17 protein-coding genes and 4 tRNA genes are annotated in these 15,124 nt (G+C 64.7%); 8 read left to right on the forward strand and 13 right to left on the reverse strand.

The features are described from left to right. Positions 1-36: 36 nt before the first annotated feature. Both G6N36_RS17455 and G6N36_RS17460 read right to left on the reverse strand, forming a co-directional pair. The gene (locus G6N36_RS17455; RefSeq protein ID WP_163688059.1) at positions 37-483 is read right to left on the reverse strand and encodes an SRPBCC family protein; all 447 of its coding nucleotides are present in this window, start codon (positions 481-483) and stop codon (positions 37-39) included. A gap of 38 nt (positions 484-521) precedes the next feature. After that, positions 522-965, reverse strand: a complete 444-nt coding sequence (locus G6N36_RS17460) for an SRPBCC family protein (RefSeq protein ID WP_163688062.1) — start codon at positions 963-965, stop codon at positions 522-524. Between the two features lie 31 nt (positions 966-996). On the opposite strand from G6N36_RS17460, the gene G6N36_RS17465 reads away from it, so the two are divergent. The 3 genes from G6N36_RS17465 to G6N36_RS29420 are packed head-to-tail and all read left to right on the forward strand — an operon-like array spanning position 997 to position 2,013. Continuing rightward, entirely contained in the window at positions 997-1,440 is a 444-nt protein-coding gene (locus G6N36_RS17465; RefSeq protein WP_163688064.1) for a nuclear transport factor 2 family protein, read from the forward strand. A gap of 24 nt (positions 1,441-1,464) precedes the next feature. Next, positions 1,465-1,818, forward strand: coding sequence for a UBP-type zinc finger domain-containing protein (locus tag G6N36_RS17470; RefSeq protein ID WP_163688066.1), 354 nt, complete (start codon positions 1,465-1,467; stop codon positions 1,816-1,818). Between the two features lie 18 nt (positions 1,819-1,836). Continuing rightward, positions 1,837-2,013, forward strand: coding sequence for a hypothetical protein (locus G6N36_RS29420; protein ID WP_170311126.1), 177 nt, complete (start codon positions 1,837-1,839; stop codon positions 2,011-2,013). Here the strand turns inward: G6N36_RS29420 and G6N36_RS17475 are convergent, their stop codons facing one another. From G6N36_RS17475 to G6N36_RS17485, 3 genes are all read right to left on the reverse strand, one after another. Then, complete coding sequence (locus tag G6N36_RS17475) at positions 2,014-2,994, reverse strand: NAD-dependent epimerase/dehydratase family protein (protein ID WP_163688068.1); 981 nt, start codon at positions 2,992-2,994, stop codon at positions 2,014-2,016. 136 nt (positions 2,995-3,130) lie between these two features. After that, positions 3,131-4,693, reverse strand: a complete 1,563-nt coding sequence (locus tag G6N36_RS17480; RefSeq protein WP_163688070.1) for a phytoene desaturase family protein — start codon at positions 4,691-4,693, stop codon at positions 3,131-3,133. Positions 4,694-4,742: 49 nt separating this feature from the next. Next, entirely contained in the window at positions 4,743-5,336 is a 594-nt protein-coding gene (locus G6N36_RS17485; protein ID WP_163688072.1) for a TetR/AcrR family transcriptional regulator, read from the reverse strand. 70 nt (positions 5,337-5,406) lie between these two features. On the opposite strand from G6N36_RS17485, the gene G6N36_RS17490 reads away from it, so the two are divergent. The 4 genes from G6N36_RS17490 to G6N36_RS17505 are packed head-to-tail and all read left to right on the forward strand — an operon-like array spanning position 5,407 to position 8,180. After that, positions 5,407-5,901, forward strand: coding sequence for a DUF2834 domain-containing protein (locus G6N36_RS17490; RefSeq protein ID WP_163688074.1), 495 nt, complete (start codon positions 5,407-5,409; stop codon positions 5,899-5,901). 28 nt (positions 5,902-5,929) lie between these two features. Continuing rightward, positions 5,930-6,391 carry an ester cyclase gene (locus tag G6N36_RS17495; RefSeq protein ID WP_163688076.1) on the forward strand — a complete coding sequence of 154 codons (462 nt, stop codon included), beginning with the start codon at positions 5,930-5,932 and terminating at the stop codon, positions 6,389-6,391. After that, positions 6,388-7,173, forward strand: a complete 786-nt coding sequence (locus G6N36_RS17500; protein ID WP_163688078.1) for an MBL fold metallo-hydrolase — start codon at positions 6,388-6,390, stop codon at positions 7,171-7,173. The genes G6N36_RS17495 and G6N36_RS17500 overlap by 4 nt, the downstream gene beginning before the upstream one ends. A 2-nt stretch (positions 7,174-7,175) precedes the next feature. Continuing rightward, positions 7,176-8,180 carry a zinc-binding dehydrogenase gene (locus tag G6N36_RS17505; RefSeq protein WP_163688079.1) on the forward strand — a complete coding sequence of 335 codons (1,005 nt, stop codon included), beginning with the start codon at positions 7,176-7,178 and terminating at the stop codon, positions 8,178-8,180. On the opposite strand, the gene G6N36_RS17510 is transcribed toward G6N36_RS17505, so the two are convergent. The 6 genes from G6N36_RS17510 to G6N36_RS17535 all read right to left on the reverse strand — a co-directional run bounded on the left by G6N36_RS17510 (position 8,177) and on the right by G6N36_RS17535 (position 11,725). Further along, positions 8,177-9,022, reverse strand: a complete 846-nt coding sequence (locus G6N36_RS17510; RefSeq protein ID WP_163688082.1) for an SDR family NAD(P)-dependent oxidoreductase — start codon at positions 9,020-9,022, stop codon at positions 8,177-8,179. The genes G6N36_RS17505 and G6N36_RS17510 overlap by 4 nt on opposite strands. After that, the gene (locus tag G6N36_RS17515; RefSeq protein WP_163688084.1) at positions 9,006-9,917 is read right to left on the reverse strand and encodes an alpha/beta fold hydrolase; all 912 of its coding nucleotides are present in this window, start codon (positions 9,915-9,917) and stop codon (positions 9,006-9,008) included. The genes G6N36_RS17510 and G6N36_RS17515 overlap by 17 nt, the downstream gene beginning before the upstream one ends. Further along, positions 9,914-11,272: a cytochrome P450 gene (locus tag G6N36_RS17520; RefSeq protein WP_163688086.1), complete on the reverse strand. Its 1,359-nt coding sequence runs from the start codon at positions 11,270-11,272 to the stop codon at positions 9,914-9,916. The genes G6N36_RS17515 and G6N36_RS17520 overlap by 4 nt, the downstream gene beginning before the upstream one ends. 142 nt (positions 11,273-11,414) lie before the next feature. After that, positions 11,415-11,488: transfer RNA gene (locus G6N36_RS17525), tRNA-Phe, on the reverse strand. A gap of 44 nt (positions 11,489-11,532) precedes the next feature. Further along, positions 11,533-11,609: transfer RNA gene (locus G6N36_RS17530), tRNA-Asp, on the reverse strand. Between the two features lie 43 nt (positions 11,610-11,652). Then, positions 11,653-11,725, reverse strand: a tRNA-Glu gene (locus tag G6N36_RS17535). A gap of 121 nt (positions 11,726-11,846) precedes the next feature. Here G6N36_RS17535 and G6N36_RS17540 point away from each other — a divergent pair. Continuing rightward, a tRNA-Lys gene (locus G6N36_RS17540) sits at positions 11,847-11,922 on the forward strand. A 51-nt stretch (positions 11,923-11,973) separates the two neighbouring features. Here the strand turns inward: G6N36_RS17540 and G6N36_RS17545 are convergent. Next, entirely contained in the window at positions 11,974-13,950 is a 1,977-nt protein-coding gene (locus tag G6N36_RS17545) for a serine/threonine-protein kinase (protein ID WP_163688088.1), read from the reverse strand. A gap of 139 nt (positions 13,951-14,089) precedes the next feature. Further along, positions 14,090-15,097, reverse strand: a complete 1,008-nt coding sequence (locus G6N36_RS17550; protein ID WP_163688090.1) for an oxygenase MpaB family protein — start codon at positions 15,095-15,097, stop codon at positions 14,090-14,092. Positions 15,098-15,124 lie beyond the last annotated feature (27 nt).

Raw genomic sequence — 15,124 nt, forward strand, 5'->3', positions numbered from 1 at the left:
TTTGCCGCGGTCCGGACGGGTGGCCGAACCAGCAACCTACCCCGCGCGGTTCTTGACCTTCAGCACCTGCTCGCGAAGGCCCTTGGTCGCAGTCTCCATCAGTCCCTTGGCTCCCCGTTTGATCAGGAAGCCGGGCAGGGGGACCGTCGGGTCGACCATCAATTCAAAGCGCACCAGCGTCGAATCGCCGTCGGGCGTCAGCGTGTAACGGCCGGTCTGGGCGCGCTGCTGCTTTGAGCTGACGAGAGTCCAGCCCACACCGTCGTCATAAACGGTGTAGTTCAGCACCTGCTCGTCGGTTATGCCGACGATCTTGACGACCTGCCTGGACTTGCTCGGGCGTCCCTCCGCATCGCGTTCGAGCACCTCGACCTTCTGATGGGTCGGTGACCACTCGGTCAACGTCTCCAAATCAGTCAGCACATCCATGATCTCGCCGGGCGTCGCCTCGATGACGACGTCGCGCGTTTCTGTGACAGCCATGCCGGCTTGGTTCCACGGGTGCGCTCCGGCGAAACCCGTCAGCTACCCTTTTTCACCTTCAGCACCTGCTTGCGCAGGCCGTCGGTGGCGGTTTCCATCGCACCTTTCATCACCCGCTTGAGCACGAATCCGGGCATCGGCACCGACAGGTCGATGGTGATATCGAAGTTGACCTTTGTCTTGTCCCCGTCCGGCGTCAGCGTGTACGACGCGTCCTGCGCCTTCAGCTGGCCCGCCGAGATCAGCGTCCAGCTGGCCTTGTTGTCTGTCCAGGTGTACTCGACCACCTGTTCGTCGGTGATTCCGGCGGACTTCACCTTCATCTTCACGCGCCGGGGCCGGCCGTCGGGATGAGACTCCAGGATCTCCGCGCTCTGGTACTGCGACGACCAATCTGGTGTCGATTCGACGTCGGCGATGACGTCGAGAATCTCCTCGGGACTTGCCTCGATTACGACCTCGCGGGAATCGCTGGTAGCCATGGCGTGACCCTAGCCCGATACGGTTGACCACATGGAACTTTGGGAGCTTTCGGCGCGCGAACGCATCCGCGACAGCCTCGCCCGCTACAACTGGTCCGGCGACGCGATGCGGCTACCCGAGCTCGCCGAATCCTTCTGCGAGGGCGGGGAGCTCGAGCTGCGCGGTGGCGCCCCGGTTCAGGGTCGCGCGGCTATCGTCGAGTTCCTCGGTGGCGCAGTCGCATCACCAAATGCGGTGGCGCAGGAATCGGGCGTGCGCCGCATCGTCCGTCACAACGTGACGAACATCCGGTTCACCGAAATGACGCCGCAGCGGGCCAGGGTCGCCTGCTACTTCACCGTCTTCACCGAGATCGGCCTCGATCACTACGGCCGCTATCGTGACCTCTTCGTGCCGGTCGATGATGAGTGGCTGATCCGTCACCGCTTCGTCTCGACCGATTGGCACGCGCCGAACTCGACCATGGCCGGCTAGCCGAAATCGGTAGGCTCATCGACTATGAGCGAAGCCGTCGATCCGACCGTCCCGCCGAGCGGTACCGGGTGTGTTGAGTGCGATGAGCACGGCGGGTGGTGGGTGCACCTTCGGCGCTGCGCCGCTTGCGGACACATCGGTTGCTGTGACGACTCGTTGGCGAGGCACGCGTCGGCGCACTGGCGCTCCACCGGACATCCGATCATCCGGTCCTTCGAACCGGGCGAGGACTGGTTCTGGAACTACGATACGAACCGGTACTACGACGGACCCGAGCTCGCGGCCCCCCAAAACCACCCCGAAGACCAGCCCGCCCCCGGACCGGCGGATCGGGTTCCCGGCAACTGGATGGCACAGCTTCGTAGTCGCTCCGACTGAATTGGGTATTCGAGCGACATGACTGAGACCAACCCCGACAAACCCGACACCACCGAAACCGACGCCGGCCCCAGCGGTGCGGACGATGACGTAGAGAGCGACCCGGCCAAGGGTGACGAGGATGGCGCCGACTGGTCCGATGAAGGCGGCGCCACTCCTGGCGGCCCGGCCGACACCGGGGATCACACTCAGTAGCTAGCGCGATCGTCCCAATTCCGACAATGTCTCGGCGGCAGTGTATTTCGGCTCCCAGCCCAGCTGGGTCTTCGCCTTACCGGTATCCATGACGACCGACGTGCGGCTCGCGTGCAGCCACTCCAGGGACGACGGGAGGAATGGAATTCTGGCCATCAGTCCTGATGCGGCAGTCGCTGCAAACTGGGGCACACGAACGGGACGGGCGCCGAGTTCGGTGGCTACGTCCGAGATCGACACCACACCGTCACCGGCCAGGTTGTACGCACCGGGAGGAGCATCAGTGGTCACGGCCAGCGCGATGGCGGAGGCGACGTCATCGTGATGCACCAATTGCATCGGGACGCCGGGATCGGGCAACAGAGGTTTCGGTAACGGCAGCAGCTGGGTCACCCGCTTGATGGGCCCCGGCAGTTGATTCCACGGCATGGCATCTGCCAGTGCCGGCGCCTTGGGCCCGGCGACGATGCACGGGCGCAAGACGTACACCTCGAGGTCAGAGCCTGCGACGGTCTCCTTCAACGCCGCCTCGCAGGCCGCCTTCTGCTCGGAGTAGTAGTGCTCGGGCGAACCACGCGGCGGAACGTCCTCGGTGATCGGAGAAGGGTTGTCGGAGTGGTAGCCATACGCGGCGACCGAGGAGGTGTAGACCAGGCGGCGCGGTCGCTGCGCGGCCACCGTCGCCTCGAACACGTTGCGGGTGCCTGCGAGGTTGACCCGAGCGCTCTCTTCGCGCGTCCCCATGATGATGAAGGCCAGATGCACGACGACATCCGCATCCGCGACCAGGTCGTCGACGTCGCCGCGCTCCGTGATGTCGCCCTGCCGGTACTCGGTCTTGGTCCAGCCCTGCCCCGCCGGGTCGAACGGACGACGCGCCATCCCAATGATCCGCTCGACGACCGGGTCGCGGTCCAGCGCGGTGACAGCCGAGATGCCGATTTCCCCCGTCGGGCCGGTGACGGCGACCGTGAGACCCATGCCGTCTGGGATGCCCGTCCAGGCGGGATCGAAACGGAGACCGCAGGCAATCAGATCGGTGAGCAGACACAAAACTGCCCAAAACGTCGCTGAAAAGGGGGAGTTTGCGTCTGCTCGCCGGAATCTCGTCCGGGATCTACGTCGCGTCGGCGAGTGCCTGCTTGGCCGCGTTGTAACCGGGCACGAACGTGATGCCGGGGCCACCGTGGCATCCGGCACTGGCCAGGTAGAGGCCGTCGATCGGAATAGGCTGGTCGACGTAGCCTTTCGGGCCTGGCCGGTTGGGCCCGATCTGGTCGGGGTGGATCAGCCCGTGGCAGTAGTCGCCGCCCGGCGCCCCGAACATCGTGCCCATGTGCTTGGGAGTGAAGGTGGTGTGTTTGAGAATCAGGCTCTCGAAATTGGGCGCCAGCCTGGTGATCTTGTCGATCACCCGCTGCCCCATCTCGGCCTTCATCTCCCCGTAGCTCGAATCCGACTCCTCGATGGGGAACCACAGCGAGAACGCCGATGCCGCGTGCTTGCCTTCAGGCGCCAGGCCCGGGTCGTTCACCGACGGTATCTGCAGTGCGATGGACGGGTCGGCGGGCACGATGCCGTGCCTGCACTCCTCCCACTGCCGCTGCAGTTCCTCGGGGGTGGAGAAGATTCCGATATTCGACTGCATCGCCGGATCGTTGAGCAGTTCGTATGGCGCCGCGAACTCCGGTATGCCGTCGAGCGCGAAGTGCATCTGCAGATAGCTGCCGCGGTGATCCTGGCCGGAGAAGCGTTCACGAACATCGGCGGGTAGCGCGGCGGGGTCGATCATGCCGTTGATGGTGAGATCCGGTGCGATACCGGAGATCACGATGGGCGCGGTGATGACTGTCCCGTCCTCCAGCCGGACACCGCTCACCCGGCTGTCGGCGATCTGGATCTCCTCGACCTTGCTGCGCAACCGCAATTCGCCGCCGGCCGAGGTGAACACGTCGCACAGGTGCGACGTCAAGGCGCCGATGCCACCCTGGAGTTTCTTCACCAGGAGCGCGTTCTCGTCCGGAACGGCGAAACCGTAGGCCAGCGCCGCCGCGGTACCCGGCGTCGCTGGGCCGCGATAGGTGGTGTTGCATGCGAGCAACGAGAGCATGCCGCGCAGCGCGCCGTGCTTCTCCCGGTCGGGCAGGTAGCGGTCGATCACATCGGTAACCGAGCCGAAGAGCAGATCGGTGATCGTCTGTCGCTCGAATTCGTTTGTCGCGCAGGCATACATCTCGTCGAGTGTCTTGGGCGGCTGGCCGGCTTCGAACCGGCCCAGGGCGCGCGTCGGCGCCTGACACCACGCCATCAGACCGGCCATCCCGTTGACGGCTTCCGCGCCGTGCACCTCGTTGATGTGCGTCATCAGCTTCATCGGGTCGGTGTAGTAGACCAGCGGTTCGTCGCCGACGCCACGCAGTGACACCGACATCACGTCCAGGTCGACGGTCGGCAACTCGTCGAGTCCGAGTTCGCGGCTGACCACGGCCGAGGTCGGAATCTGCACCGACCCTGCGATCTCGAATCGGAAGCCGTCGAACAGCTCGACAGTCGAGGCCATGCCGCCGGCATACAGCTTGAAGTCCAGGCAGAGCGTACGCAGCCCCGCCTTCTGAAGAAGTGCGGCAGCGGTCAACCCGTTGTGGCCCGCGCCGACGACGATCGCATCAAAGTCAGCCATGCGCTGAGGCTGACACGCGCCACACGTTTTGTCAATATTGACAAAACTTTCAGCCAATCCCCTTGGCGATTGTGTCCAGCGCCTCCCGCGTCAGCCGCGACAACTCGGGCAGTGAGCGCTCTTGGCCGAGCATCCACACCTCCATCGCACCGAAGACCGCCGCCGCGATGCACCGCGCCGTGATCGCAACGCGCATTCCCTCGTCGGTACCCGGTGCGGGCGGGTTCTCCTCCGTGAGGCGATGCACGATCGCCTCGGCGAAATCAGCTTCGACCTGCCGGATATGCCGCACGATCCGGTCGGGTTCGATCTCCTGTGCGCGCAGGGCGGCGGTCTGCGCTACCGCCCAGTCGTCGTACGGCCGCGCCATCATCGCGGCGTGCACCGAATCGATGATCGACTCGTCGGGATCGCGCTGCGCCAGCGCCGTCCTGAACCACTGCAGTCCGGCGTAGTCGGCGAACAGCAGATCGTGTTTGGACGCGAAGTGCCGATAGAACGTCCGCAGCGAAACCCCGGCATCAGCCGCGATCTGTTCGGCCGAGGTGTCTTCGACCCCCTGGGCGAGAAACCGCACCACCGCGGCCTGCCGCAACGCCTCGCGCGTGCGCTCACTTCGTGCCGTCTGGGCGGGTCGGACCATGTGGAGAAACTACCGCACCAAGTTCTGTCACTATTGACAAAACTTCACACCCTGATGAGACTCCGCCTTTATGGTTTCCCTGATCGTCCACCTCGTCCTCGGGTTCGCGACGATGGCTTTAATCGTCAAGACGAATCCGGCGATCTTCGCGCGCTACTCGTCCGGCCGTCAGGTCACCGGGCTCGAACTCTTCTACTATGTCGCCGGTATCGCGTCGGTCGTGCTCGGCTATTACTTCAACAACCAGTACGTCGCCGAGTACGCGCCGCCGGGCGGTATGCACAATTTCATCTGGGGACCCGGCAGTTGGTGGGAGTTCATCACGCTGGGATACGCCAACCCGGCTGCCGCCTCGGCCAGCCAGGACTACACGATCATGAGCCTGCTGCTGTTCCCGCTGTGGTCCATCGTCGACGGCCGTAGACGCGGCATCAAACACCCGTGGCTCTTCTGCGGATTCATCCTGTTCGCCAGCTCGGCATTCGCGTGGGCGGCCTACCTCGCCGTCGTCGAACGCCAGCACCGGCACCAGCAGTTCGGAGCGCCCCTGCAATCCGCGGTCTGACACCCGGCAGGCGGCCTACAGTCAAGGCATGATCACAGACGATCTGCGCGAGCGGCGCCTCGAGGTGATCCGGGAGCACATGGACACCGAGGTGACCAAGGAGTTCGACCGCACCCTGGCCACCTTCAAGAACGATTCGGGGGGTCGCCCGCACTACGAGATCATGGCCACCGGACAGGTCTTCGACGGCGACGATGAAGTCATGGGCTACTACCGGACCACCAGAACCGCATTCCCGGACCAGCGGCACGACAACGTCGTATGCCACGTCGCCGATGATGCCGTCATCGTCGAATTCGACCTGCTGGGAACCAATCTCGGCGAGTTCTACGGCCTGCCGCCGACCGGCAAGGCATTCCGGGTACCGATCATCGCGGTGTTCTACTTCGAGGGCGACCGTGTCGTCAACGAACGCATCTACTTCGACTCGGCCAGCCTCGTCACGCAGATCGGGCGCGGCGAATTGCTCGCTATGGCGGGAGAGCTGTGAAGGTCCACCATCTCAACTGCGGGACGATGAACCCGTACATCGCGCCGCGGATCGTCTGCCACGTCCTGCTCATCGAGACCGACAACGGGCTGGTGCTCGTCGACACCGGATACGGGACACGCGACTGCGACGACCACGCCCGGGTCGGGCCCACCCGCCACCTGTTCAAGCCGGTGTTCGACCACGGCGAGACGGCACTGCGTCAGGTGGAACGACTCGGGTTCAATCGCTCCGACGTCCGCCACATCGTCGTCACTCATTTCGACATGGACCACATCGGCGGCATCTCCGACTTCCCCGATGCCCAAGTCCACGCCACCCGCGCCGAAATCAAAGGAGCGGTAAGGGAACCGACGTTTCAGGAGAAGATGCGCTTTCGCGCCGTCCAATGGGCGCATGGCCCCAAGATCGTCGAGCACGAGCCGACAGGCGAGAAATGGCGAGGATTCGCCGCCGCCAAAGAGCTCGACGACATCGCGCCGGGAATCGTCTTGGTGTCGCTGCCCGGCCACACGCGGGGACACGCATGTATCGCCGTCGACGCCGGGAACCGCTGGGTGTTGCACTGCGGCGACGCGTTCTATCAGCAGGGCACCCTGGACGGCATTTCCGAGGTCCCCCGGCCGATCAGGATCATCGAGCCTCTTCTCGCATTCGACCGAAAGAAGGTGGCAGACAACCACGCTCGCCTCGCCGAGCTCTACCAGCGTCAGGAGCCCGACCTGCTGATGGTCTGCGCCCACGACGCCGAGCTGTACGAACACGCGAAAGCGACTTCGTAACCGTGCGCGCCGTCGTCATCACCAAGCACGGTGATCCCTCAGTGCTCAAGGTCGAACACCGACCCGAGCCGCCGCCTCCCGGGCCGGGCCAGGTCCGTATCGAGGTGCACGCCGCCGGCGTCAACTTCGCCGACCATCTCGCGCGCGTCGGCCTCTACCCCGAAGCGCCCAAACCGCCCTCTGTGGTCGGCTACGAAGTTTCCGGGACCATCGAGGCGGTCGGTCCAGGTGTTGACGAGGCAAGGGTGGGCGAAAGAGTGCTGGCCGGAACGCGTTTCGGTGGATACGCCGAAATCGTGAACGTCAAGGCTTCCGATACGGTTGTGCTTCCGGACCGCCTGACCTTCGAGCAGGGTGCCGCCGTTCCGGTCAACTACGCGACTGCATGGGCCGCGCTACACGGATACGGCTCACCGAAGGCCGGTGAACGCGTCCTCATCCATGCGGCGGCAGGCGGCGTCGGCACCGCAGCGATCCAGCTGGCCAAGCCCACGGGTGTCGAAATCCATGGCACGGCGTCACCGGGTAAGCATCAGGTGCTCAAGGATATGGGCGTGGACCGCACCATCGACTATCGGCGTGACGGGTGGTGGAAAGATCTGCCGCCCTACGACATGGTGCTCGACGCGATCGGCGGTGCGTCGCTGCGCCGCTCCTACGACCTGCTCCGGCCCGGAGGCAAACTGATCGCGTATGGCATCTCGGCGTTGCAGCAGGGCGAGAAGCGTTCTCTACGTACCGTCTTGCCTCAGCTGCTACCGATGCTGCGCGGATTCAACCTGACCAAACAGCTTTCGGACTCCAAGGCAGTCGTCGGCCTCAACATGCTGGCACTCTGGGATGACCGCGGCACACTCGAACCGTGGATCGGTCCCCTGGCAAAGGCATTGGCCGACGCCGTCGTAAGGCCGATCGTGCACGCCGCCGTGCCGTTCGACAACGCGCGCGAGGCGCACCGCATCCTCGCCGCGCGCGAGAACATCGGCAAGGTCGTGCTGGTCCCCTAGCTCGAGGCGCGCCTTCGCAGGACGCTCTGCAGCCGGCCGAGTACGTCGTAATAGTGCGTCGGTGCCAGTCGCGCCAAGGCGTCGAACATGTAGGCGTCGGGTCCGACGAGTATGCGCGCCTTGCCCGATTCCACACCGCGATGGATGATCTCGGCGGCCTTGTCGGGCTGCGTCATGGTGATGTTCGCGAACTCCTTGGCCATCTGCTCCTGGGTGCGACCTCGGCCCTCGGGATCTGTGCGCATCCGACCGTTGCGCACGATGTTGGTGTTGATCCCGCCCGGGTGCACGTTGATGGCAGTGACGCCGGTGCCGCGCAGCTCTTGACGCAGGGCGTCGGTGAAGCCGCGGACAGCGAACTTGGCTGCGCAGTAAGCACTCTGGGTCGGCATGCCGACCAGACCGAAGACGCTCGACGTGTTGACGACCACGCCCTCATCCTGTTCGACGAGGATGGGCAGAAACGCCCGTGTGCCGTTGACGACGCCGCCGAAGTTGATGCTCCACAGCCATTCGTCGTCCGCCGGGACTGCGTCGAGCACGCTCGATCCGACGGCAACGCCGGCGTTGTTGAACACCGCGCCGAGTGGCTGGGGTGCCCAGTCACGTACCTCTGCCGCGAAGTCGTGCTGCGCCTGCGCATCGCTGACGTCGAGAACGCGCAGTAGGGCCGGGCCAGGCAACGACGCCTCGGTTTCCTTCAACCCGGCCTCGTCGACGTCGGCGATGGCGACCGGGCAGCTGTGCGCCGATAACCGTTGCGCCAGAGCGCGACCGATACCCGATGCCGCACCGGTGATGACCGCGGTGCGGCCACTTATCGTCCTACGCCTCTGTGTCATGCGTTCTCCATTCTGCGCCAGTGAAGTGGTCGGTGATCAGGTCGACGATTTGGTCCCATGCCCCGGCGGGCAGGTCGTGCCCGAGGCCGACGATCGTCTCGAGGCGTGCACCCGGTATCGCTCGGGCGGTCGCCGCTCCGCCGGTCGGATGCACCATCCGATCCCGATCGCCGTGGATGACCAGGGTCGGTACGTCGATGTGGGCGAGCTCGGCGGTTCGGTCGCCAGACGCGAAGATGCCCGCCAGCTGCCGAGCGATGCCCGCCGGGCTGGGGTCACGGTCGAAGGCGATGCCGGCATAGGTGCGCACCGCCTCCTCGTCGAAGGGAAAGCCGTGGGATCCGATGTGGGCGAAGATGTTCGCGGCCCGATCCATTTCGTCTTCCCTCGTCCGCGGTGGCTTCGACGTCAGCATCCGTCGCCACGTGGACAGCGCGGGCCGTCCCAACCGACGCGCCCCCGTTGTCGACATGATCGAGGTGAGTGTGCGCACCCGGCCCGGATGATGCGCGGCGACGGTCTGCGCGATCATGCCGCCCATCGACACGCCCACCAGGTGCGCATCTCGATAACCGAGTGCATCCATCAGGCCGACGGTGTCGCGCGCCATATCACCCAGGTGGTACTGATGCCGGGAATCGCCGCCGCGCAACATGGCCACCGGATTGGGCGGACGATAGGACATGTGGGTGGAACGGCCCGCGTCGCGGTTGTCGAACCGGATCACGTGATAGCCGAGTCCCACCAGTTTTGCGACGAATTCGTCGGGCCAGGAATGCAATTGCTGCCCCAGACCGGCGACCAGCATGACTGGTGGATCGGCTGGGTCACCGGTGTGGTCGTAGCAGAGTTCGATGCCACGGCCGACGTCGACGACGGTCTCGTTCGCTGTCATGCCGATATCCTCGCCGCGCCGGAAGGACTCATCCGCGGAGCCGCGGCACGACGGCGATAAACGACCGCCCGGCCGCCGCGACCGGGCGCGGTGGCGACGCCGCGCGAATGCCTGCGCTCACCCGCGGTGTAGGTGGTGCCGAATTCGAACTCGCGCATCAGCGTTCGCAGCGTCACGACCATCTCCATGTTGGCGAACGCGGCCCCGATGCATCGGCGGACGCCGCCACCGTAGGGAATCCACGCGTAATTGTCCGGTGGATTGCCGACGAACCGGTCAGGATCGAACACCTCTGCGTTGGGGAAACTGCTCGCAGCGACGTGCGCCAGGGTGATGCTGGCCATCACGACGTGACGCTCCGGAATGACCCAATCGCCCAGCCGGATCCGCGTTTTCGTCATTCGCGCGGTGCCGTTGATGACGGGCCGGGTCCGCTGGACCTCCCAGATGGTGGCCTGGACGAGCTCAGACCCGCCGGCGTCGACCTCAGCGGCCAGGCGCGACAAGAGCCGCGGGTGTCTGCGCAGCCGCTCGACCGTCCACGCCAAGGTGGTGGCGGTGGTCTCGTGTCCGGCGGCCAGCAGCGTCAGCAGTTCGTCGGCCACGTGATCGTCGGCTATGGGTGACCCGTCGTCGTACCGAGCCTGCAGCAGAAGCGACAGGACATCGGTGCGCTGCTCAAACGCCGGGTCGTTGCGGATGTCGGCGATGAGGCGGGCGATGATCTCGTCGTAGCGCCTGCGGTTCTCGGTGAGTTTCCGCCCGGGGCTGAGCGGCCCGAAGTCCTTGCGCACCACCGGCGGCATGACGGCCAACCGAGAGGCGTACAACACCATCTGCGGCAGACAATCGCGCAGTTCGTCCAGGGCCGTCCCCTCGGCGCCGAACACCGTGCGCAGAATGGCGTTCAGGGTGATGCGCATCATCGAGGGCATGGTCTCGAATTCCTGACCTTCGGGCCAGGACGCAACCTCACGCATGACCTCTTCTTCGACGATCGCCTCGTAGCCGGCCATGCGCTTGCCGTGGAACGGCGGAACCAGAAGCTTGCGACGTTCCCGGTGCTCGGCGCCCGCGAGACTGAACGTCGAGCCCGGGCCGAACATCTCGCCGAGCACCCCGGCGCGTGCGATCAGGTCCGGTTTCGCCGTGAACAATTCCTTGATCAGGGCCGGATCACCGACGACGACGGTTGGGCCGAAAATCGGCAGGTTGAGCGTGAATGTGGGGCCGTAACGCTTGGACACCGCGGCGACCGCCCTATCCCGGGCAGCGAGGAATCCCACGCCCTGCAGCAGCTTGGGTATGCGTGGCGCCGGCGGCAGGCGCACCGGGTCCGTGGTCGGCTCGGCCATTTGATCCCTCCGTGGTACATCATCGTACCAACGGAAGATATGCGCTCCGCCAGAAAGACGCAACTGTCCCGGCCAGTCGTGGTGGAGGCCGTCGATACTCGAACGAACGTCGACGGGGCATCGAGGCAGAGCGCCTCCGGAGTGGCCAGGGCCGGGATCGAACCGGCGACCTTCCGCTTTTCAGGCGGACGCTCGTACCAACTGAGCTACCTGGCCGGAAGGCACCGGCCGTATGGATAACCGAAGTGCCTCGCCAATACTGGCGACCCTGACGGGACTCGAACCCGCGACCTCCGCCGTGACAGGGCGGCGCGCTAACCAACTGCGCCACAGGGCCTTGCTTTCTACGCTTGCGGCTTCCAATCGTACGGTGCCGCGCGTACCCCCTACGGGATTCGAACCCGCGCTACCGCCTTGAAAGGGCGGCGTCCTAGGCCGCTAGACGAAGGGGGCCAGCCGAATCTCTCCGGGGTACTCACAACGCTGTGACGCTGGGAGCCTCGCTAGCTTAGGGTACGGACACCCCAATCCTCAAACGCGGTGCCCGACGGCACCCAGTATCCTGATTCCTCGCGCCCCTATAGCTCAGTTGGTAGAGCTACGGACTTTTAATCCGCAGGTCCCAGGTTCGAGCCCTGGTGGGGGCACCAGAAGTACGAATTCGCAAGCTGCACCGCCTGGCGCGGTGCACGGCACCGGCTCTACGACGGCACGCGGCGTTCTGAAATCCGTGCCTGGAGAATCACCCGCTCGAGCGCTTGAATGTCGGATTCGATCATGCGCGACAGCCAGTACGCGAATACGAATGCGGCAATTCCCCCGATACACACCACCCTGATCGGGACGATGATTTCGGCGATCTCGGAAGCGGTCAGGAAGCTGACGGCCATGATGGCGAGCAACGGCACCGACGCTGCGATCGCCAAATAGCGTGACAGTCGACGGCTGAGTGCGCGTAACTGCTCGGCATCCCGCGCGTCTGTCTGTCCTTGGGCGATCAGCTCCGGATAGATGCTGCGGACGATGAGGAAGGTCAGCAGAAAGAACGGATACGCGATCGCGATCGCGCCGCCCACCGCGTGGGACCCCACGAAGTGGATCGCGGATCGACCGGGCATTCCACCCGCAACGGACTGCAGGATGAGCGCAAACGTCAGCCCAGACATCACCCACAAACCAATGACGACGAAGACCACCCGTTCACTTGCGACGAGGCAGTCGTGGCGCGCGCGGGCCAATGCTTCTGCAGGCGGTGTCGGACCACGCCGCAGGCGCCGCGGGACGAAGATCACGTAACGGATCGAATAGACGGCCAACACAATGCCGAGCGGCCAGACCAGTAGGTTGAGCAGCGTCGTGAGCAGCATGAAACGGTCTTGGCCCTGCTCGGAAAGCTTGCTCACGATGAGCAATTGATTGTGGTGGATGGTGTAGGCGGCGGCCAACGCATTGGGAATCACGACGGCCGGCACGGCGATCGGCAGAAAGTACGGCCGCAGACGCAGCCGCCAACTTCGTTCAGGTGGATCCACGAGGTCACGCGCTTGCGGATCAAGGCACAACTGCAGTTGCTCGGCGAGTTCGGCCCCCGAGGCCCAGCGTTGATCGCGGTCTGCGCTCAGTGCCTTCAACAGAACTCGACGCAGCGCGGTAGGACAGTCACTCGGCAGCGCCGCAAGTGCCTCCGATGTAATCCCTCCTGCGCGGGTGGACAGCATCAGATCGAGCGCGGTGGTGTCGCCGACCAATTCGGCCGACTCCGCGCGAGCAGCCTGCGCCGCGGAATCGTCGAACGGTTTCATTCCCGTCAGCAGTTCCCACAGCATGACCGCGAGTGAGTAGATGTCACTGCGCGTGTCGAGCATTGCCGCGTCCTGAACGTGCCCGGGCCGGGTAGCCATGAGCTGCTCAGGAGACATATAGGACAGTGAGCCGCCGAAGTAGGTGAACGGGCTTGCGCCGGAGAGGTTTCGGGCGAAGCTGATGTTGAAGTCCGCGAGTTTGGGGGTGCCATCGGGTGCAAGCAATACGTTGGCGGGCTTGATGTCGCGGTGCAGGACGCCCCGCGAATTCGCGTAGTGCAATGCTTCAGCCAGTCGTTTCCCCAGCCATGCGACCGTCTCGGGCCAGGAAAGCGTCGCGAGCTCAGCGCGAGCGGTTGATTCGGTGGGCCGGCTCTCGCCGCGTGCCTCCAGCGCGACGTCGACCGCGTCGAGCAGCGCTTGACCGGATTCGGGTCGCCGCTCGTCACCGAAAATCAGTCGACCGAGGTCGAGCAGCGTCCCGCCGGGCACATATTGCATGTAGAGCAGCCGCCAGTCCCGATCTCGGAGTATCCGCTGGTCGAAGACCCGGACGATGTAGTCGTGATCAAGCTGGGCGAGTGTCTGCCCTTCCTCGCCGCGGTTCGCGGAGATCTTCACCGCCACCAGGCGTTGCATAGACCGTTGACGAGCTAGAAAGACTCGTGCGAATGCGCCGCTGCCGAGTTCGACGAGCAGATCGAAGTCGTCGAGCCGCTGGCCGACCTCGATCCGCGCGATCTGGGCGGATGGCGGCCTGGACATGTCAAATGACGAGCCGAGTGTTCCGGTGCCGCCGCGTGTTTCGTCGACAGTGTCGGCCGACACTTGAGTTGGAGCGAACTCGGCTTGCCGGCGGGCAGTCGGATCGGTCATTGACACCCTCGTTCCAGGTCATCTGCATCTTAACGCCGCAGCACGGGTGGCCTGGGAATTCCTGGTGCAGAATATGCCGTTGCCGGATAAGGCTTTCGACGGTGTGGCATGGACGGAGCACACCGTCTGACGTCAGGTCTCAGACCTTCGGCGAGTAGTAATGCGGGTTATCGCGGTACTCCACCGGCGGAAGGTTGCGCGCCGGCGTCTCGACCAACGGTGAGTCCGCGGGCAGCCGGCCGGTGGCACGATCCCACGCAGATCGCTTGCGCGGGTGCATCATCACGCGTTTGGGCAGCAGCTTGACGGCGTGATACACCACCTTGCCGAACAGTTTGTGCAGCCGCTCCTGGCGGGGCGTCCAGGTGTAGCCCATCAGGTCACGAACCGCCGGATCGAAAAGGCCGACGGTCGTGAAGTTGAAGAACCGCTGCATCCCCGCGATGTTCAGCTTCCACATCCAGTCGGGCATCCAGTTCAGCGAGGGGTGCTTCGGCATCGATGACAGATCGAGTACCTCGCGTGCGGCCCAGTTGTTCTCCAACACGTTGTGGCACATGTGATCCCAGTACTCCTGGAATTCCTCCCACGACTTCGGCACCGGCCGCATGCTCATGCCGTACATGCGGTACCAGACGATGTGCTCGTCGAACAGCTGCCGTTTCTGCGCCTCCGTGAGCCCGCCGCCGAGCCATTCCGCCGCCAGCAGCGTCGACTTGAAGAATGTCGCGTGTGCCCAATAGAAAACGTCGGGGTTCAGCGCGCTGTAGCGACGACCCTGATCGTCGACGCCCTTGATCCCGATGTGATAGTCGCGGACCTGTGCCCCGGTCTGGGGCGCGCGGTCACCGTCGAACACCACGCCGCCGATCGGATACACCGACCGGAACAGCCGCGGCATCCGTTCCATGAAGAAGATCGAGTGCTCCTGGACTGCGGCACCCAGCTGTGGATGCATGTTCTGCATCGAGCCGGCCCAGGGCCCCTGCAGCATTCCGGTCCACCGACCGAAATACTTCCACGTCAGCGAGTCGGGCCCCAGCGACGGCGGCGGAGCGTCGTATCCCGCTGACGAAACAGGGCACCCGGCTGCCGCGGGAGCCTCGTCTCTGTGCACGGGGCATGTCGCGGACGTATCTTGAGTCACTGGGTTAGCTTCCCATCCAGTCAGAAC

Source organism: Mycolicibacterium gadium (assembly GCF_010728925.1).
In the GTDB taxonomy this organism is placed as follows: Bacteria; Actinomycetota; Actinomycetes; order Mycobacteriales; family Mycobacteriaceae; genus Mycobacterium; species Mycobacterium gadium.